Annotated in this window: 16 protein-coding genes; 2 read left to right on the forward strand and 14 right to left on the reverse strand. The window is 43.4% G+C overall.

The window, feature by feature from the left end:
* Nucleotides 1-12 precede the first annotated feature (12 nt).
* Nucleotides 13-951, reverse strand: a complete 939-nt coding sequence (gene queG, locus ACFQZI_RS10970; RefSeq protein WP_377142453.1) for a tRNA epoxyqueuosine(34) reductase QueG — start codon at nucleotides 949-951, stop codon at nucleotides 13-15.
* Nucleotides 952-1,081: 130 nt separating this feature from the next.
* On the opposite strand from queG, the gene ACFQZI_RS10975 reads away from it, so the two are divergent.
* Nucleotides 1,082-1,471, forward strand: coding sequence for a SpoIIAA family protein (locus tag ACFQZI_RS10975; RefSeq protein WP_377142455.1), 390 nt, complete (start codon nucleotides 1,082-1,084; stop codon nucleotides 1,469-1,471).
* Between the two features lie 11 nt (nucleotides 1,472-1,482).
* Nucleotides 1,483-1,716, forward strand: coding sequence for a hypothetical protein (locus ACFQZI_RS10980; protein ID WP_377142457.1), 234 nt, complete (start codon nucleotides 1,483-1,485; stop codon nucleotides 1,714-1,716).
* A gap of 61 nt (nucleotides 1,717-1,777) precedes the next feature.
* Here the strand turns inward: ACFQZI_RS10980 and ACFQZI_RS10985 are convergent, their stop codons facing one another.
* The 13 genes from ACFQZI_RS10985 to ACFQZI_RS11045 all read right to left on the reverse strand — a co-directional run bounded on the left by ACFQZI_RS10985 (nucleotide 1,778) and on the right by ACFQZI_RS11045 (nucleotide 19,115).
* Complete coding sequence (locus ACFQZI_RS10985; RefSeq protein WP_377142459.1) at nucleotides 1,778-2,248, reverse strand: nuclear transport factor 2 family protein; 471 nt, start codon at nucleotides 2,246-2,248, stop codon at nucleotides 1,778-1,780.
* A 15-nt stretch (nucleotides 2,249-2,263) separates the two neighbouring features.
* Nucleotides 2,264-2,725: a hypothetical protein gene (locus tag ACFQZI_RS10990; RefSeq protein ID WP_377142461.1), complete on the reverse strand. Its 462-nt coding sequence runs from the start codon at nucleotides 2,723-2,725 to the stop codon at nucleotides 2,264-2,266.
* Between the two features lie 15 nt (nucleotides 2,726-2,740).
* Entirely contained in the window at nucleotides 2,741-3,652 is a 912-nt protein-coding gene (locus tag ACFQZI_RS10995) for a polysaccharide deacetylase family protein (RefSeq protein ID WP_377142463.1), read from the reverse strand.
* 202 nt (nucleotides 3,653-3,854) lie between these two features.
* Nucleotides 3,855-5,012 (reverse strand): Gfo/Idh/MocA family protein, encoded by a 1,158-nt coding sequence (locus ACFQZI_RS11000; RefSeq protein ID WP_377142465.1) that lies wholly within the window; start codon nucleotides 5,010-5,012, stop codon nucleotides 3,855-3,857.
* The gene (locus tag ACFQZI_RS11005; RefSeq protein ID WP_377142467.1) at nucleotides 5,002-7,284 is read right to left on the reverse strand and encodes a GH92 family glycosyl hydrolase; all 2,283 of its coding nucleotides are present in this window, start codon (nucleotides 7,282-7,284) and stop codon (nucleotides 5,002-5,004) included. The genes ACFQZI_RS11000 and ACFQZI_RS11005 overlap by 11 nt, the downstream gene beginning before the upstream one ends.
* Before the next feature lie 85 nt (nucleotides 7,285-7,369).
* Nucleotides 7,370-8,872 carry a RagB/SusD family nutrient uptake outer membrane protein gene (locus ACFQZI_RS11010; RefSeq protein ID WP_377142469.1) on the reverse strand — a complete coding sequence of 501 codons (1,503 nt, stop codon included), beginning with the start codon at nucleotides 8,870-8,872 and terminating at the stop codon, nucleotides 7,370-7,372.
* Nucleotides 8,873-8,896: 24 nt separating this feature from the next.
* Complete coding sequence (locus tag ACFQZI_RS11015) at nucleotides 8,897-12,304, reverse strand: TonB-dependent receptor (protein ID WP_377142471.1); 3,408 nt, start codon at nucleotides 12,302-12,304, stop codon at nucleotides 8,897-8,899.
* A 248-nt stretch (nucleotides 12,305-12,552) separates the two neighbouring features.
* Nucleotides 12,553-13,752, reverse strand: a complete 1,200-nt coding sequence (locus ACFQZI_RS11020) for a FecR family protein (RefSeq protein ID WP_377142473.1) — start codon at nucleotides 13,750-13,752, stop codon at nucleotides 12,553-12,555.
* A 93-nt stretch (nucleotides 13,753-13,845) separates the two neighbouring features.
* Nucleotides 13,846-14,442: an RNA polymerase sigma factor gene (locus ACFQZI_RS11025; RefSeq protein WP_377142475.1), complete on the reverse strand. Its 597-nt coding sequence runs from the start codon at nucleotides 14,440-14,442 to the stop codon at nucleotides 13,846-13,848.
* A gap of 163 nt (nucleotides 14,443-14,605) precedes the next feature.
* On the reverse strand, nucleotides 14,606-15,628 hold the full coding sequence (gene ruvB, locus ACFQZI_RS11030; protein ID WP_377142477.1) for a Holliday junction branch migration DNA helicase RuvB: 1,023 nt from the start codon (nucleotides 15,626-15,628) through the stop codon (nucleotides 14,606-14,608).
* Nucleotides 15,629-15,747: 119 nt separating this feature from the next.
* Nucleotides 15,748-16,479 (reverse strand): polyprenol monophosphomannose synthase, encoded by a 732-nt coding sequence (locus ACFQZI_RS11035; RefSeq protein WP_377142479.1) that lies wholly within the window; start codon nucleotides 16,477-16,479, stop codon nucleotides 15,748-15,750.
* A 120-nt stretch (nucleotides 16,480-16,599) separates the two neighbouring features.
* Nucleotides 16,600-18,093: a POT-type proton-dependent oligopeptide transporter gene (locus ACFQZI_RS11040; protein ID WP_377142481.1), complete on the reverse strand. Its 1,494-nt coding sequence runs from the start codon at nucleotides 18,091-18,093 to the stop codon at nucleotides 16,600-16,602.
* A 101-nt stretch (nucleotides 18,094-18,194) separates the two neighbouring features.
* On the reverse strand, nucleotides 18,195-19,115 hold the full coding sequence (locus tag ACFQZI_RS11045) for a hypothetical protein (protein WP_377142483.1): 921 nt from the start codon (nucleotides 19,113-19,115) through the stop codon (nucleotides 18,195-18,197).
* Nucleotides 19,116-19,154: the final 39 nt, after the last annotated feature.

A 19,154-nucleotide genomic window follows, 5' to 3' on the forward strand; every position in this document is an offset into this window, starting at 1 on the left:
CATTTCTAATCTCTAATCACATTTACGAAGGAATTCAATATTCCTCTTCAAACCCTCAAACTTAGTTCTTTTCACTGCCGAGTTTTTAAATACCTTTTGGAATACATCGGTGGTAATATCTTCCCAGTCCTCTTTTTTAAGGCCGTGTAATTCGGGGTGTGGGGTAAATGCCGGCTCGTTGTGGATGACCGAAAAACGGTTCCAGGGGCAAACATCCTGGCAAATGTCGCAACCAAACATCCAGTTATCCATTTTGCCTTTAAATTCCTGCGGTATCTCGTTCTTGAGTTCTATGGTGAGGTAAGAGATGCAACGGCTGCCATCAACCACGTAAGGGCCGACTATGGCATCAGTAGGGCAGGCATCAATACAACGGGTGCAGGTGCCGCAGTGGTCGGCCGTGGGTTCAATGTCATACTCCAGTTCGATGTCTACGATCAGCTCGGCCAAAAAGAAGAACGAACCCACTTGTTTGCTGATGAGGTTACTGTTTTTACCTACCCAGCCCACACCGGCTTTTTTGGCCCAGGCTTTATCCAGCACCGGTGCCGAGTCTACGAAGGCCCGGCCGCCAACCTCACCAATTTTTTGGTTGATGATCTCTAATAACTGCTTTAATTTATCTTTTATAACGCTATGGTAGTCAGCGCCATAAGCGTATTTAGAGATCTTGGGCGCAAGAGGGTCTTGTTGGCCGGTATCTGTGTAATAATTCAATCCGAGTGATATAACAGACTTTGCGCCGTTTACAAGTAAACGAGGGTCGAGGCGTTTATCGAAGTAGTTTTCCATGTAGCGCATTTCGCCGTGCATGCCTTTGTTAAGCCATGCTTCCAACCGGGGTGCTTCATCTTCTAAAAACTCTGCCCTGGCTATTCCACAGAACAAAAAGCCCAGGTTTTTAGCCTCTGCTTTTATGATTTGCGAATATGCCGACAGGTTTTGCTGCATAGCACAAAGATACTATAAAGCTATGTTTTTGAATGCGATAGCCATTGCCAATAATTTAAATAACTATTAAATAAATTTCTTTTGAATAATGGTATGGCTTTTGGTATGTATATACAAACGAAAACTAATCATGCTACAATTTATAAAAGACCTGGAGCCTCACGTAGTTGGTATACATGCCATAGGCGAGGTGACCAAAGAAGACATGGAGAGAGTATTGCTGCCGCGAATAGATGAACTTGTGGCGCGACAGGGTGAAATAAATTACCTGTTGGTGCTGGAAACAGATGTAAGTAACTGGACGGCCGGTGCCTGGTGGGATGATATAAAAATGGGGCTGAAGAATTTTACCAAGTGGAACAAGATCGCCGTAGTAAGCGACCAAAAAGGTGTGCAGTGGTTTACAAACGCGTTCACTTATTTTGTACCGGGTAAATCAAAGGGCTTTGCCTTAAATCAATTAGATGAGGCCATTGCCTTTGTAACTGCCAAAGAAGAAGAGTCAGTAGAAGCTAAATAACCACATATATTATGGAAAACAAACCAGAAGGATTTGACAGGGCCAACGGCCAGGGTCAGAATCATGATACCGAAGGAAACGTTGCTAACGTAGGTAACGATACATTAAAACAACAAACCGATAATCCGGATCTGGCCAAAGAAGTGCCAACCGTAACGCCGGAAAATGATAATGAAGGTGGCGGCGACACAGCTGAAGATGACACTTCCAACAAAGGGCAGGGGCCATCTGGCGAAAATTTATAAACTGACAAAGCCTTTCCAAAATGGAAAGGCTTTCTTTTTGATGTATTGTTATCAAAAAATTCTACTTGTTATGGTATAACCTCGGATTTGAATAAGTTGCTTCACCAACAATTTTGCCGTTTTTTATTTTAAAGATACTGGCATTCCGCAGGTCATAACGCACCGGGCTTCCGGCTTTTTCCTTCAGGCCAACTACATCATATTCTACCACCACGGTCGAATCTGTATTGATCATATTGTCTACCAAATACTTTGCATCAGGTGATACATAAAACGCCTGGTGGAAAATTTCATCGGCACCTTTTGGGCCTGTGGTTTCTCCATCCCAATCAGTAGTGGTTATTTTGGCTTTACCATCATACTGCGCTATCAGGCTCTTCAGGTCTTTATCGTTTAAATAGCGAAAATGCTCGTCGATGATTTGTTTTGATAGCTCGGTTTGGTTTACTACAGGGGTTTCGGGTTTGTTTTGGCAAGCGGCGAAAGCTGTTGCAACAAGTATGAACAGGATAAAGCGCAGAGTGATTGTCATTCTTAAAAGTAAGGATTATTCAAAGAACATAGTATTCTTTCCTGAAACTGTTAAAACGTATCTGCCGGTTGGTTGCCCATTGTTGAAATATTCTGAAATATGTATTTGGCATTCTTTATCGTTACTTATCCATTTCAAATTGTCGCCATCGCGTTTAAATCCCGAATTATTAATATTCAATTTTGATTGTTGCTCGTTTATAGCTTCAGCACCGGCATAATTTTCAGTGTATTCAGTGCACTTATTGTTCTTAAAATTAAAAAGTGAAAAATATATTCCTTTTTTTAGTTTAATATTATCGGGGTAATTAAATGCAACAGAACTGAAACCATATTTATCTACTGAACGTCTTTTTTTAATAATGCCATGTTGCTTTTTAACAGCTTCTATTACCTCTTTCTCACTTCTATCAATCAGATGTTGCGACTTTGCATCAAAAAAAGCAAAAACTAAAAAGCATACAATTAAGGACTTCATTGCTCGCGTTTTATATTAGAAGCTATTTCTGATACTGTTGCTGAATGTTTTTGTGCTCCAGTAACCGCTATCTAAAATACGGCGAACGGTTAGCAGTGGATAATCAGGATCGCGCTTATCAGCTAACTGGAAAGCCATCTTAAAGCCTTTTTTATCAAGCTCCGGCAATACAGGTTTTTTCCAGATGCCAAACGGGTAAGCAAAGTACTGGATCTTTTTACCGGTAATTTCCTCTAATTTTTTGGTTGGTTTATCTATCTGGGTAACCCAATCGTCAACCGGGCGGTTGGTTATTTTACCGTTAAGGCCTTTTATAACCAGGTTAGAATTGTGCGAATATTTATCTACACGGTGATGGTCCCAGGTGTGGCTTGATATTACATGCCCGTCGTCTGACAGTTTTTTGATCATTTCGGCAGTCATGTAATGCGGGCGGCCAATAGATACCGTCATCACAAAGAAAACGCCTTTAAAGCCATACTTCTTCATTTCCGGCGCGGCAATGGTATACTGATCAATATCAGTATCATCAAACGTTAGCATGATGGGTTTTTTGGGCAGCGGGGCACCTGTAACAAGGTAGTTGTACAATTGATCGGGCAGGATGGTATGGTAACCACTATCGGCCAGCATTTTCATGTGCTCTTTAAAAGCAGCGATCTGTACGATGTAGTCTTTGGCGTTTTTAGAGTCGGTAGCTTTCCAATCGCGTATTTGGTGGTAGCAAACAATGGGCACTTGCTTGCGTGCCAGTACAGCGGCTTTATCAATAGGGCCGGTAGCCAGTTTTACCGCCGGCGATGATGTTTCTTCGGTAGCGGTTTTTGCGCTATCAGCGGCTGCTTTATCAGTTGATGTTGGTTTTGACTGGCATGATACCATGCCCAAAAGTAGAAGCGGCAACACTGCCGAAAATTGCTTTAACATAATGCGGATGATGATTTTTGAACTGCTAAAATAGTATAAATCTATAGCGGAACCGTTAACTGTGAATAAATTTTATTTCCTGACGCTTTTCGGAAGATTAAAGTCGTTTTTGGTTATTAAAAGTCGAAAAAGTGTCGTTTTTTTGCCTGTTAAAAGTAAAACGAGCCTGCGGTTATCAGGCTCGTTTTGGTAAGGAATTTTTTTAAAGTACTATCCGCTTATTTTCCGCTATCGAGCGTTTTGCAGCATCCAGTATTTGCATCACTATCATATTAAATTTAAGCGACGACCTATCGGCAATGCCCCTTTGCCTGTTATTTACAACCAGTTGCAGGTAGGAGATAGGGTGATCATAGGGTGCGGCTAAAGGTGGTGCAATGGTGGTAGTTACCGGTTTTTTATCAATACGCGTAATCACATTGTCTTTATCCAACGCATGCATATAGCCTTCATCCCCAAATACTTCCAGGTCCTTGATAGAAAAGGGCCAGTTCCACGAAGCTTCAATGATACCCGTAGCAGTTGGATATTCAACAATGATGGTAGCATCATCTTCTACCTTTGGGTAGGTTTGTAGTTTAAAATGGCGCGCAATAGCCGTAACAGCAATTGGCTTTTGCCCGTTCATTAACCAGGTCATCAGGTCGGCGCCATAACAGCCAAAGTCGTTAAGGGCACCTGCGCCGTTCAGCTCAGGGTCGGTAAGCCAGTTGGTGAAATCTTTACTGCAGCCAATTTCTTTTGGTCCCTGGTGCCCGTCGTGCACCACTATTTTACGAATTTGCCCCAGGCTATCCTTAGCTGCCATATCGTAAACTTTTTGGTATGACGGGTACCAGGTAGTTTCGTAATTGGTCATCAGTTTAATGTAGTATTTTAAAGCTAAAAACTCCATACGGCTTGCCTGTGCAAGTGTTGCGGCTAAGGGCTTTTCAACCATTACAGATATGCCCAGCGGCGCGCAAACTTCAACAATATCAATATGTTTGGCAACCGTGTTATAACCTAATACTACATCGGGCTTTTTGGTGGTTACCAGTTTCTTTAAATCATCAAAAAACAAAGAGTCGGGCAGGTTATATTGCTTTTGATAACGGGCCCTAAGCTGTTTATCGGCCTCGGCAATACCCACAATCAGTACTTTACCATCGCGAAAATCGCCAAGGATGTTATGCACATGGTCGTGCGACAATCCTGCTACGCCAATTTTTTGTGTGCTTAATAAAACGGGCACCACAGGCATGGTTGGCGGTACCGGTTTAACAGCGGGAACAACCTGCGCCAACGATATAAATGTGCCCGGTACAAGTACCAGGCACATCAATAGTTTAATGATTTTTTTGTTGAAATTATTTTTCATTTGATAATGAATAAGGCACATCAGCAGCTTTTGTACCTCTTGCCTTATTAGGCACAGCCGACATATCGAAGTTTAACACCTGGCCCTGTTGCAGCGCTTTGTGGCTTAGCCAGTTATTGGTGTAAGGTTTGCCGTTAACTGTAAGGCTGGTTACAAACCTGTTTGCAGGGCTGTTTTTTGGAGCATTAATGGTAACGGTTTTGCCATTCTCTAAGGTAAGAATAACCTTTTTAAATAATGGCGCGCCTAACACATACTGGTCTGTAGCCGGTGTAACCGGGTAAAAGCCCATTGCCGAGAACACATACCACGCAGATGTTTGGCCGTTATCTTCATCACCACAATAACCATCAGGTGCTGAGTGGTACATCTTATTTAGTACATCGCGCACGTGCAGCTGTGTTTTCCATGGCTCGCCCGAGTAGTTGTACAGGTAGGTCATGTGTTGGATGGGTTGGTTACCATGCGCATACTGGCCCATACCGGCAATCTGCATTTCGCGGATCTCATGAATAACCTCGCCGTAGTAGCTGTCATCAAAAATAGGAGGAAGGCTAAATACCGAATCAAGCTTGGCGCTGAATTTTTGTTTGCCGCCCATGAGGTCAACCAGGCCTTGTATATCATGGAACACGCTCCAGGTATAGTGCCAGCTGTTACCCTCTGTAAAGGCATCGCCCCATTTAAAAGGATTGAACGGCGACTGGAATTTACCGTCTTTATTTTTTCCACGCATTAAACCGGTCTCTTTATCAAACAGGTTTTTATAGTTCATGCTGCGTTTGCGGTAGATCTCAGTTTCTGAAGCGGGGCGGCCCAGTGCCTTACCTAATTTGTAGATGGTAAAATCGTCAAAGGCGTACTCTAATGTACGTGCTGCATTCTCATTTATTTTAACATCGTAGGGTACATAGCCCAAAGTATTGTAGTAATCCACACCATCGCGGCCTGTAGCTGCCGGGCCATCGTTGTTGGCGCCATGCAATAAGGCTTGATACAGTGTTTGAATGTCGTAACCACGGCCACCTTTAAGGTAAGCATCAGATACAACAGCGGCAGAGTTATTACCCACCATTACATCAGAATAGCCCGGGCTGCTCCATTCCGGCAGCCAGCCGCCTTCTTTGTAATCGTTTACCAAACCGGCCTGCATTTCTTTATTGATAGATGGGTAAACCAAATTCAGGAAAGGGTATAAGGCACGGAATGTATCCCAAAAACCCGTGCCCGCGAATTTGTAGCCCGGCAGTATCTGTCCGTTTTGCGCGCTCCAGTGCATAGGTTGGTTTTTAGCATCCAACTCGTACATTTTATTTGGGAAGAACAACATACGGTAAAGGCACGAGTAAAATGTCTTAACCTGCTCTACCGAACCACCCTCTACAGCCAGTTTGCTTAAAGTTTTGTTCCAAACGGCTTTAGCTTTTTGTTGGGTTTGGTCAAAGTTGTCTTTACCAATTTCTCTGTTAAGGCTAATCTCAGCCTGCTCAATGCTGATGAAAGATGAGGCTACCCTCATGTTCACCTTTTCGCCTTTTGTGGTTTTAAAGCCAATTACCGCCATGACGTGTTTTGCGTCAAGTTCTAAACCATCTTTTAGCAATGTATCGCTATAAACCTGGGCGGTTACTATAGGCTTATCTACATATATTACAAAGTAGTTTTTGAAATTTTTAAGTGGGCCGCGGGCGTATTTGGTAGAGTAGCCCACTATTTTCTTTTCGCCCGGGATAACTTTTACGTATGACCCGCGGTCAAAAGCATCAACTATGATATAGGAGTTGTTTGATTGTGGGTAAGTGAACCTGAATTGCGCGCTGCGCTCGGTAGGGGTTATCTCGGTAGTAACGTCGTGGTCGGCAAGGTAAACGCTGTAGTAGTATGGCTTTGCTACCTCTGCCTTATGTGAGAACCAGCTTTCGCGGCCTTTTTGCGATACCTTGAGCTCGCCTGTTACCGGCATTATGGCAAACTGCCCGTAATCGTTCATCCATGGCGATGGCTGGTGGGTTTGTTTAAAGCCGTTTATTTTATAGGCATCATAGGTGTACTGCCAGCCGTCGCCCATTTTGCCTGTTGTAGGTGTCCAAAAGTTCATGCCCCATGGCACAGCAACAGCAGGGTAAGTATTGCCGTTGCTAAGGTCGTATTTAGATTGTGTACCCATTAGCGGGTTTATCCACTCAACAGGGTCAGTTACTTTGGCAACCTGTTGTGCAAATGACGAAGCGGCAAACAGGAGGGTACTTAAAAGAAGAAATCTTTTTTTCATGCGTGAGTTAAATGTAATGAAGATGTAAACCGGCTGTAAATATAAAAGACTGGCGGGTTATTGCCAGTCTTTTATATTGTAAAAATTATTGCCAACCGGGGTTTTGTTTCAATTTAGGGTTGGTGTTTATCTCACGCTGGGGTATAGGCCACAGGTAGTATTGGGCTTTCATGGTAACACCCTGCTCATTTGGGGTAGTGGTTGCCTCGGCAAATGTGCCGCCCGGTACCACAAATATTTTGTGTGTACGCTGTATGTCAAAGTAGGCTTTGTCTTCGTAAGCCAGCTCGTGGTAACGTTGCCTCCAAACTTCTTCGCGGAAGGCTGTCTGTGACAGCGCACCCAGTGGCGGCAGTTCGGCACGGTGGCGAATAGCCTCAAGTGCCGCAATGGCTGTCGCATTTGGTGCACCGTCTGCCTCGTTTTGTGCTTCGGCATAAATTAACTGTGCTTCCGGCAAACGGAATAATGTCCAGTTCTCGTCGCTTTTACCGTTACCCAACGCGCTTTCTACATGGAAGAATTTATAAAGCGCAGGGCCGCCAAACTGTAAAATAGTATTCGGGTCTTTATCTTTAGGATAACTGTTAAAGTAAAATTCCCTTTCTTTTGCACGTTTATCGCCGGCAGGGTAGCTGGCAACAAATTGGGTGGTAGGGATCATGGCGCCCAGTTTATCATTATACGCACCAACCTGCAAGTTAAAAGGTATAATTAATTGCGGAATGGCGTTCTCTTTTACACCCACCAGGTAGTTGATCTGGAAGATAAGTTCGCCCTGGTTTTTATGAGCGTTGTCATGCAAATACGCGTAGTTATCAAATAATGTGTATTGGGTTAATACCGGCAATACTTCTGCGGCTGCTAATGCATAGTTCTCAGTTTTTTGCAAAGGGTAGCCTGCCATAGTTAAGTAAACACTGCCCAATAATGTACGCACAGCACCTAACGATACGCGGCCAGTTTGGTCGGTGGCGGGTAACCCCGATTCTTTAGCTGCTTTAAGGTCGCTAACAATAAGGTCATAAACCGATGCTATTGGCGAACGCTCAGGGTAAAGCGTTTCGCTGGTGATAGTAACAGGTTCTGTTATCAATGGCACATCGCCGTATAACCTTACTAAATGATAGTAAAAGAAAGCCCTCATGAAGTAAACCTCGCCCAAAAGTTTTTTCTTATCAGCATCAGGCATAGCTATATCCGGGATCCTCTTCAACGCCACGTTTGCGTTCGCAATTGCCGCATAGCTGTTTGACCACACCGTTTGGAAGCCTGGATTGGTGGGGCTGGTGGTTTGGTTTATTACCTGCTTGTTATTCACACTCTGGCCAAGTGTTGTTGCGTGGCCGGCAAATAGCTCTAAAGTAATGAAAGGGCTTTCGCCATATGCATCGCCATTCTGAAACATGTATAAATTTGCGTAGATACCATTAACAAAGGTTCGCGCCTGCGAAGCAGAGGTGAAGTAGTTGCCCGTATTAAAGTTGTCGCGTCTTTCTTCGTCGAGGTATTTTTTGCAACTGCTTGCAGATGCTGTAAGGATCAGTAATAATATACCGGCCTTATATTTTTTTAAGTTAAACTTCATAATAGTATATATTAAATGGTTTAATTAGAAACTAACATTTACACCAAGCAGGAATGTCCTTGGTTTTGGATAATCGTAAAACAGAATGCCCTGGGTAAAGTTGCTGCTGCCGTTATAGGTAGAAACCTCTGGGTCGTAACCGGTGTATTTGGTTATGATGAACAGGTTTTGTGCCTGGGCATAAACTCTTAGCCTGCTTAGTTTTAATCTCTTTAGGATGTTATCATTAAAGTTATAACCTAACGTAACCGATCTGCCACGAATAAAGCTGCCATTCTCTACCTTGGTTGAATAGATCTCGGTTTGATAGCCTACGTAAGCAGGGCGGGTTTGGGCAATTGAGGTGTTTTGATGTTCCGGTGTCCAGGCATCTAACACGGTTGCATAGCTGTTAGCCTGGCCTGTACGGTCCTCGCCCGAGTGTTTGGTGAGGTTCATGATCTGGTTACCGTAATTAAACTGTAACTCAATACCTAGCTCAATGCCTTTGTAACGGAAGTTGTTGCTGAATGTACCAAAGCCATCAGGTGTAGATTTACCTAATACTTCGCGGTCATCTGCGGTTATTTTACCATCACCATTGGTGTCCTTTATTTTCAGGTCGCCCGGTTTAAGCCCGTTATATGAGGCAGCCTGCGCGGCTTCTGATGTGCTCCAGGTACCTAATACAGTATATCCATAAAAACTGCCCGGCGACAGACCAACCCTCATCAGGTTAAAGTTTGATAAAAAGCTTGGGTCGAGAAAAATATCATCATTGTTTTGGCCAAGCGCTAAAATTTTGGTGTTTAAGAAGGTGATATTGAAATTGGATGTCCAGCTAAAATTATCGGTTTTAATATTGGTTGTATTGATGGCAAGCTCAATACCTTTGTTTTGCAGTTTACCAATGTTTTTAAACACGTTACTAAAACCGCTGGTTTGTGGTATAGGCGAGTTAAGCAACAACGCCTTGGTTTTTTTAAGGAACGCGTCGGCCTCGATGTTAACACGATTATTAAATAAACCTAATGATACACCAAAATCTATCTCTGAATTTTTCTCCCATCCAAGTTCTTCGTTACCAATAGATGTTTGGCGCGTACCTATTGCCTGCGCGCCGCCGAATACATAAGGAGTGGTTTCGATGTTGGCGGTTGAACGGTATTCGCCAATTTCGGTATTACCGGTTAAACCATAGCTCAGGCGGAATTTCAGATCAGAGATGGTTTTGTTATCCTTAAGAAATGATTCCTGAGATGCTCTCCAGGCTAACGCTGCTGAAGGGAAGAAACCGTTTTTAGTGTTTTTACCCAGGCGCGATGATCCATCCTGGCGGCCTGTTACAGTTAGCAGGTATTTCTCTTTCAGGTTATAATTTAAACGCGCAAAAAACGACTGCATCTGCCATGCATCATAGTTTGATGTTGGGATACCGGGGATCTGCCCTGCTGCAAGGTTATAAAAGCTGTAAAAATTATCAGACAAAGTGCTGGTTGATGCACCAAAACCTGTTTGTTTAAAATTTTGGCGCTCAAAACCTGCTACAAGGTTTATCTTGTGGATATTAGCAAAGGTTTTATCATAAGTAAAGTAGTTTGACCATTGCCAGAAAACGTTGTTAGCCTCGCTGATTGATGCCGAACTGTAATCCTGGCTGGCGCTTGCACCACCCACTAAACCGGTTGACGAACTTGGGTAATAGTTGGCAGATGTGGTGACACCCAATACACTACGAAACTGCAGGCTTGGCAAAATATTAATGTTCGCGTAAGTATTACCACTAAATACACGGAGTTTAGTTAACTGTGTAATTTCATTAGCTTGTGCAACCGGGTTATCGCCACCTTCCATATTAGGGTAGTCGGTGCGTTTACCGTAGCTACCATCAGGGTAACGGATAGGGATGATAGAAGGCATCTCTACCAACATACGCGGGATGTTATTACCGCCAACGCCATTATCCTGCGCGCGGCCTTCCTGGGCGTTGTAGTTTAATGTAGCCCCAACTTTCAACCATGGTTTTATTTGGTTATCGAATGTTAAACGGGCGTTGTAGCGTTTTAGGTAACTGTTAAGGATGATACCCTGATCATCGGCATAGTTTAAAAAGAACCCGTAGTTCATTTTCTCGCTGCTGCCTGTAAAGCCAAGGTTATGGTTTTGGCTTACCGCATTGCGGGTGGTTGCATCCTGCCAGTCTACATCATACAGGGGTTGCAGGTTAGCATCAAATAGTTTACCAATTAACGCCGTGCGGATCTTAACCGGGTTATCATCAACGTATTTGCCATCTGCCCAACCTTGCGGGTCGTATTTTGGGATGTTGGAATAAGCCAGATCTTCTAACGCGAGGAATTGTTTGGCGTTAAGCACATCCAGTTTTTTAGCCATTTTGCTTACGCTTACATAGCTATCGTAACTTACTGTGCCCGCGCCGCCCTTTGCACCACGTTTAGTGGTAACCAAAATTACACCATTAGCGCCGCGAGTACCATAAATAGCGGTTGATGAAGCATCTTTCAATACGTCTATTGATTCGACATCGTTAGGGTTAATAGCGTTACCACCTTCTGTCCAAACCACACCATCTACTACGTAGAGCGGGTTGGTGCTTGCATTAAGCGAAGTATACCCGCGGATACGCACTTTAGTAGCTCCGCCTGGTGCACCGGAGTTGCTTGATACGTTTACACCTGCAATTTTACCGGCAAGTTCCTGCTCCAGATTGGTTTGCGGCCTTTCCTGCAAAGCCCTGCTGCCTACGCTGCCTACCGAACCTGTAAGGTCTACACGTTTGGAGGTACCGTAACCTACAACAACTACTTCGCTTAGGGCTTTCGGAGCTTCAACCAAAACTACATCAATAGCCGTACGGTTGTTAATCAGTTGTTCTTGAGTGGTGTAGCCAATAAAGCTAAATACTAACGTACCGGTACCTTCCGGTACGGTTAATTTGTATTTACCATTAACATCGGTAGTAGTACCTGTATTAGTACCTTTAAGCTTTACGTTTACACCCGGGAGGGGGCCTTTTGCATCGCTTACAGTACCGGTAATATCTACAGCCTTAATTTCAACGGCGTTATTTTCGGCGTCTTTCTTTTTTACTACGATGGTTTCCTGGAAAATTTTGTAGGTAAGAGGCTGATCTTTAAACGCTGCCGTCAATGCCTGGTCAACGCTTACCTTATCAACGTCGATATTGATGCCCCCTGCTTTGGAAACATCGTTTTTATCATACATGAAATGATAGCCCGTTTGTTTCTCTATAAGGCGCAAAACTTTTTCTACAGAAGCGTTCTTTTGGCGCATAGAAACAGTTTGGCTAAATGTTTTTGCGCTAACATTGGTAAGGGCTGCAATTATTAAAATAGCAGTGAGTTTCATAACCAATATAATTTTGGATAGTTTAGACCATGCCAAGGGCACAGCCTTAGAATTAAAATTCATAAGTTTGTTGTGTTTGGGTTAAACATTAACTTTCAATTCGTCGATTGCATGATTATGGGGCCCAGGCATTTAGCCGGGAAAGTGGGTCGAAACACTTCCCGGTTTTTTTATACTGAAATTATAACCGGAAGATTAAAACCGGGCCGCTTTATGCCTTAGCTGGTGTGGTGTATTTCTTTCATCATAAGTAGTTTTTGTAGGTGAATAATTAAATATATTGGTATTGTTTTTTGGCTTTATGTATTGTACTATAGTACTATGATCTCATTCCCTTCAATTTTCAGGTCTACGCCTGTATATCTCAAAATATCTAACAGTACGGATGCTTTTACGTTGCGTGATATGCGGCCTGTAAATTTTCTGTCGGGTATTTTGCCGTTATAGGCCACCTGCACGTCATACCATCTTGCAGCCTGGCGGAGTATGGCATCTATACCAACCTCCCGGAACTGAAAGATCCCGTCTTTCCATGCGGTTTCATCGTCTACATCCACATTGTCTATAACAGCATTTTGCCCCGATTTTTTGATCTGCGCCTGCTGGCCGGGTTTTAAACGGGCTGTAAATGTACCGCTGGTTATATCTACCGCACCTTCCAGCAGAGTGGTTTTCATGGTTACTTCATCGTCATAAGCCATTACATTAAAGTGAGTGCCCAACACCCGTATGTTAGCTTTGTTGGTTTTAACGTTAAACGGCATCAACGGATTTTTGGTAACCTCAAAATATGCTTCGCCGGTAATTTCTACCTGTCTTAATTTGCCTGTAAAGCGTGTTGGGAAACTTAACGACGACGCAGAATTTAACCAAACCTGTGTACCATCGGGCAACACCACCTGGTACTGGCCGCCACGCGGTGTGGTTATGGTGTTAGTTGTAGGCGCTGTATTAACAGTAGCCAGGGCTGAAGTATTGTAGATAACCCGCCCATCTGCAGTTTTTTTGATGAGGGTGCTGCCATCTTTAGCAAGGGTGCCGTTCCCGGCGTTATCTAAAATAATGGTTTTGCCATTTGCAAGTGTAAGCACCGCTTTATTGCCGCCGGGTAAGGCATCATTGTGCGGGCGTTTTACTTTAACAATTTGACCTTGTTGCACAGGGTGTTTAGGGCGCAGATAATTGTATGCCCCAAAGGTTAAAAGCACCAATGATATTGCCGCTACGGCTATTTTAGCCCAAAGAAATATGTTTTTGTGATCTTTTGCCTGTTTACCCGGTTCTTCGGCACCCAAAATATTACTGAGTATCAGATTGGTTTTATCAATACTGAAAACAGGGGCATCACCAGGTTTAAGATCATCCCAGGCCTGGCGGATGAGCAGCGATAGCTCATCATCGGTTGCGCCGGCGTTTATTACAGCAAATAACTCGTCGCGCTCTTTCGGAGTGGCTGTTTTACTGTAATAGCGATCAAAAAGGTATCGCAACCTTAACCGGGATGTTCTCATTAAACGTTTTTCGATAACTTGGTAGTTTGTAAAAAGCCGGGGAAGCTTTTATTACAAGACACCAAATGAAATGAAAAAGGGGGTACTGCTCTGCTATCTTTTTGAAAAAAATATTGTAGCCAGTATGATAATAGCGGAAATATCGATGTTCGATTGTACGAAGCTGGTGATAGAGTGAGTAGCGCCCTGCAAGTATTTTTTAACTGTTTCGCGCGAGAGGCCCGTTTGGTTGGCTATCTCATCGTACTTTAAACGGCTGTGGCGGCTTAATAAATACACCTTTTGCTGCTGCGGGGGCAGGTGGTCAATGGCCTCGTCTAATAAACTGTAGTATTCCTCTAAACGCGGGTTTTCGTGCGGCGTTAGCGCCGCAGCGTTTTCTTCAATAGTTTTTTGGTGTACTCGTTCTTTAGCCAGTTTACGCAAGCAATTCAGCGCATGGTTTTTAGAAACCACGAATAAATATGCTCTGAAATTTTGAACTGTAACAAGTGTTTCGCGGCTCATCCAGATCTTTAAGAACACATCCTGTACAACTTCCTCGGCCAGTTCGGCAGAATCGGTAATGCGGTAAATGTGTGTGCCTAAAAGCTGGTGATGGGCGTTGAACAGTTCGCTAAAAGCATGTTCGTCGCCACCGGCCACCTTCAAAAGCAACTCTTTTTCACAAGGTAAAATCAAGTTAGACATAGGCAGTAATTGGTACCGCCAAATAATGGAAAATATCCTATAAGTGCAACCTTATGATGTTTAAAAGTTAAAAAATGTTAATTTGTGTTAATATGACGCATTAATAATTGCCTGAACAGCAATTAATTAATCTATAGCAAAAAGGAGTACGCGTATTTTATTGCTAAAATAATGAGGGGTTTCCACCCAGTTTCATCTTTCCCAAATGCCTGTAGGCACTTTCGGTAGCCTCGCGGCCGCGTGATGTACGCATTAAAAAGCCCTCCTGTATCAAAAAGGGTTCGTAAACTTCTTCTATTGTACCTTCATCTTCGCCAACGGCCGTGGCAATAGTTTTTAAACCAACGGGGCCGCCTTTAAATTTATCAATAATGGTAGACAGGATCTTATTATCCATCTCGTCTAAGCCGTGTTCATCTACATTGAGGGCATTAAGCGCATATTGGGCAATAGCGGTATCAATACTGCCATTGCCTTTTATTTGGGCAAAATCGCGCGTGCGGCGTAGTAGGGCGTTAGCTATACGTGGGGTACCACGGCTGCGCCGGGCAATTTCATAAGCGCCGGCATCACTTATTGGTGAGCGTAATATTGATGCTGACCTTAATACAATGGTAGTAAGTAACTTAGCGTCGTAATACTCCAGTCTGCTGTTGATGCCAAACCTGGCACGAAGGGGGGCGGTTAACAAACCCGAACGTGTAGTTGCACCAACAAGAGTGAACGGATTAAGCGAAATTTGTACCGAGCGTGCGTTAGGGCCACTCTCCAGCATAATATCTATCTTAAAATCCTCCATGGCCGAGTACAGGTATTCTTCTACAAGGGGGCTTAAACGGTGTATCTCGTCAATAAAAAGAATATCGCCTGTTTCGAGGCCGGTAAGCAGGCCTGCAAGATCGCCGGGTTTATCTAATACAGGGCCGGATGTTATTTTAATGCCTACGCCCATTTCGTTAGCAATAATGTGCGAAAGGGTAGTTTTGCCTAACCCCGGAGGGCCATGAAGCAGAACGTGGTCTAGCGCTTCGCCACGCTGGCGGGCAGCCTGTACAAATATGCGCAGGTTTGCCAGTATTTTATGCTGACCGGTAAAGTCTTCAAATGCCTGCGGGCGCAATACTTTTTCTATATCACGTTCGGTAGGGGAAAGGCGTTCGCCATCCGCGTCGAGGTTCTCGTTCATCGAGGTAAAATTAGGAATTTTGCTCAGAGATTAGTTAATCAGAGGTGAGAGATTAGATAAAAAAAGTAAAGCTGAAATTACAATATCCTAATCTCTAATCACCATTATTTAATCTCCAATCACCCTTCGGGATACTTTCTGAAAATGCTGTTGATCTTCATTTGTATAACGCCGAAAAAGGCTTCTTTAAATATACCTTTCGACATTTTAGAGTTACCGGCCGTGCGGTCGGTAAATATGATAGGTACCTCGGTTACTTTAAAGCCATGCTTAATAGAGGTATATTTCATTTCTATCTGGAAGGCATAACCTACAAACTTTATTTTATCGAGGTTTAGCGTCTCCAGCACTTTGCGCTTGTAGCACATAAATCCCGCGGTAGAGTCCTGGATATCTATCCCTGTAATAAAACGCACATAAACCGACGCGAAAAAACTCATAAGCACGCGGCTCATGGGCCAGTTTACCACATTAACACCCTTTATGTAGCGCGAACCAATGGCAGCATCGGCACCATCTATACAAGCCTGGCGTAGGCGAAGCAAGTCATCGGGGTTGTGCGAAAAATCGGCATCCATCTCAAAAATAAAGTCATAATGATGCCTGATGGCCCATTTAAAACCATGGATGTAGGCAGTGCCTAAGCCTTGTTTGCCCGCGCGTTCCTCAATAAATAGTTTGTCGCCGTATTCCTGTTGTAGTTGCTTCACGATGTTAGCGGTACCGTCGGGCGAGCCATCATCTATGATCAGCAAGTGAAAATCATGAGGAAGGGTGAACACCTTACGGATCATCCGCTCAATATTTTCCTTTTCGTTATAAGTAGGAATGATGACAATACTATCGGGCACAGCAGCTGCAGGTTTTGATTTTTTGTAAAGAACGCCGCTAAAATAATTTAATTTTAAACGGCATTAAAATAAAAAACAGGAAAGTGATATGCTTTCCTGTTTAGTTAAAGTAATATTTAATTACAGGCGTTCGGTCTCTGACGCTACCTCGTCAAGAATTACCGGGTTAGTAATATAGTTCCGCTCTTTCAGGCGCGGTGAAATGATAAAGAAAGCAACTATAAAAACGCATATGAAAGCCACAAAGAACCATTCGTAATTGGCGCCTTTTAGGTTTGTAGCCCACCAGCCGCCACCTTCTATAAGGCCGTTAACAACAGCCGTAATCAAGTTACCGAACGATACTACCAGGAACCAGATACCTGTCATGGTACTTTTCATTGATTTTGGCGAATGTGTGTAAGCGTATTCTAAACCTGTAATAGATACCAATACCTCTGCTGCCGACAGCACTAAAAATGCTAATACCTGCCACCAGATTGACGGTGAGCCGCCATTATCCAAACTGGTGTGTATAACCCCAATGATCACAAATGATAAGGCGGTTAACACCAAGCCTGTACCAAGCCTGCGCAATGGCGTGGTTTTAAGCCCCATTTTATCGAGACGTGGGTACACAAAATAGTTGAAGAAAGGAATAAAGATCAACAGGAATACTGTGTTAAAAGTAGATAATTGACCGGGATAAATGGTAAACGTAGTAAACCCAAGGTTAATAACACGGTCCATTTTTTCGGCATAAAGTGTCCACTCAGATAAACATTGGTCCCATACCGCCCAGAATGCCAGGGCGAAGAAAAATACCGTCATTACGCGGTAAACAGCTTTTATACCTTCAACACGTTCTGGGTCATAAGGCCCTTTGGCAACATCAAGTAAAGATTGCCCGGGTTTGCGCTGGCCGGAATGTGTTAAAGCATACCAGGTTATAAATACAAGGTTGTTGCGGTTTACGCCTTGCGGCGGAACTTTAACGTATTGTTTGCGGCCCGAATAAAATATAAGAGTTGCTAATGCCATCAGTAATCCGGGAATGCCAAACGCCCATTTAGGCCCAAAATGCTCATAGGTCCATGGTATAGCAACAGTAGAGATCATAGAACCGGCGTTGATACTAAAATAGAACCAGCCATAAACTTTAGAAAGCAGATCCTGGTTGGTAGCGTCAAACTGGTCGCCAACGTTTGCAGAAACACATGATTTAATACCACCGGCACCTATGGCTACTACAAGTAAACCTAATTCAAAACCACTGAGGCCGCCATCAAAGGTTGCCAGCATTAAGTGGCCGATACAGTAAATTATAGATACGTAAAGTATAAGCTTGTATTTACCAGTGAACCAGTCGGCTATCATACCACCTACAAATGGCAGAGCATAGGCCACCATTACAAAAAGGTGGTGCAGTTTATTTGCGTGTGCATTAGCCTGATCGGTTAATGCGGGATTGTCTGTAGGATTAAAAAACTGCTTTACTAAAAATAGGGTGAGTACAGACCGCATCCCGTAAAAGCTGAAGCGCTCTGCGGCTTCGTTACCAATGATATAAGGGACAGCTCTTGGGAATCTTGATTTTGCTTTCGCCGGTACGGCATCTTGTAAGGTTTTTGACATTACGTATGAACTTGGTTTTTCTAAAAGTACTATTATTAAATTAAATAGAATTTGTATACTTAAATTATTACAATTTAGGTGCTGGTGTACACCTGTTAAGTTTAATTTTTAGGGCGAACAGGCAAGCTCCTGCGGTCTGTAGTCGCCTGGATCTTGGGGTCAACAAAACCTTCGTCTGCTTGCTGAGGAATATTGCGCATATCCAGGTTTTCTACATACACCCATCTGCCGTTCTTTAGCTTATAACCGTCGTAACTCAGGTCCGGGCCATAAGTTTCGGGGTGATCTTTCATCTTTTGATCGGGAGGAGAAAGGTGGTCAAACACAATGAGGTTTTGATCGGGCACGTACCTCAGCAACATAGATGCCTGGCGGGTGTATTCAAATACCACACGTTTACGGTTTTTGTTATTACCATCAAATACTGCGGCACCCAAAGTGGGTTTATCTTCTTTATCGAAAGACAATACTTCTATAACCTTTTTGGTTGATTTTACAGTATTGCCTTTCCATCCTAACAAAACGTAATAAGGCTTAGCGGCTGCTACACGTATAATTTTGTAATACTGTGCGCCGTACCATTTGCTTGTAGTAACTACAGAATCTTCGGGGTTTTTAAGGAATGGCGAGTAGTCTTCAAGCGGATACATCAACAGGTTATTGCCGGTATTCATTTGTATAGTGCCATAAAAACGATAGCTGCCATCCTGGTTCATAACATGCCAGCTAAAAATACGGAAACGGTTATCGGGCGAGTTAATGATGCTTACAGCCTTCACCGAGTCGAACGGATAGTTAAATGAATGCGGTACTTTTAATGATGCCACTAACATACGGATGAACCTGTAATTGGCGTTTTTACGCTCGAGATCATCCGGGTCATTGATGAATTTTTTGCCCAGTGCTTTCAGGCTATCCTGGTATATTCTAAGGTCCTTTAAATTCTTAGCTTCATCGGAGTGTTGGGCGAAAGAAGCGTTGAACGTACATACCAGGAAAAGGGCAATGAAGAAACCTCTCATCAAATATTTAAATGACAATAATAACGTTAAACAAACCGC

It is taken from the genome of Mucilaginibacter lutimaris, assembly GCF_042676625.1.
In the GTDB taxonomy this organism is placed as follows: Bacteria; Bacteroidota; Bacteroidia; order Sphingobacteriales; family Sphingobacteriaceae; genus Mucilaginibacter; species Mucilaginibacter lutimaris.

Excerpts from the sequence above, each read along its gene's own strand:
- queG (WP_377142453.1), bottom strand. The coding sequence starts at position 951 with ATGCAGCAAAACCTGTCGGCATATTCGCAAATCATAAAAGCAGAGGCT.
- ACFQZI_RS10975 (WP_377142455.1), top strand. The coding sequence starts at position 1,082 with ATGCTACAATTTATAAAAGACCTGGAGCCTCACGTAGTTGGTATACAT.
- ACFQZI_RS10980 (WP_377142457.1), top strand. The coding sequence starts at position 1,483 with ATGGAAAACAAACCAGAAGGATTTGACAGGGCCAACGGCCAGGGTCAG.
- ACFQZI_RS10985 (WP_377142459.1), bottom strand. The coding sequence starts at position 2,248 with ATGACAATCACTCTGCGCTTTATCCTGTTCATACTTGTTGCAACAGCT.
- ACFQZI_RS10990 (WP_377142461.1), bottom strand. The coding sequence starts at position 2,725 with ATGAAGTCCTTAATTGTATGCTTTTTAGTTTTTGCTTTTTTTGATGCA.
- ACFQZI_RS10995 (WP_377142463.1), bottom strand. The coding sequence starts at position 3,652 with ATGTTAAAGCAATTTTCGGCAGTGTTGCCGCTTCTACTTTTGGGCATG.
- ACFQZI_RS11000 (WP_377142465.1), bottom strand. The coding sequence starts at position 5,012 with ATGAAAAATAATTTCAACAAAAAAATCATTAAACTATTGATGTGCCTG.
- ACFQZI_RS11005 (WP_377142467.1), bottom strand. The coding sequence starts at position 7,284 with ATGAAAAAAAGATTTCTTCTTTTAAGTACCCTCCTGTTTGCCGCTTCG.
- ACFQZI_RS11010 (WP_377142469.1), bottom strand. The coding sequence starts at position 8,872 with ATGAAGTTTAACTTAAAAAAATATAAGGCCGGTATATTATTACTGATC.
- ACFQZI_RS11015 (WP_377142471.1), bottom strand. The coding sequence starts at position 12,304 with ATGAATTTTAATTCTAAGGCTGTGCCCTTGGCATGGTCTAAACTATCC.
- ACFQZI_RS11020 (WP_377142473.1), bottom strand. The coding sequence starts at position 13,752 with ATGAGAACATCCCGGTTAAGGTTGCGATACCTTTTTGATCGCTATTAC.
- ACFQZI_RS11025 (WP_377142475.1), bottom strand. The coding sequence starts at position 14,442 with ATGTCTAACTTGATTTTACCTTGTGAAAAAGAGTTGCTTTTGAAGGTG.
- ruvB (WP_377142477.1), bottom strand. The coding sequence starts at position 15,628 with ATGAACGAGAACCTCGACGCGGATGGCGAACGCCTTTCCCCTACCGAA.
- ACFQZI_RS11040 (WP_377142481.1), bottom strand. The coding sequence starts at position 18,093 with ATGTCAAAAACCTTACAAGATGCCGTACCGGCGAAAGCAAAATCAAGA.
- ACFQZI_RS11045 (WP_377142483.1), bottom strand. The coding sequence starts at position 19,115 with ATGAGAGGTTTCTTCATTGCCCTTTTCCTGGTATGTACGTTCAACGCT.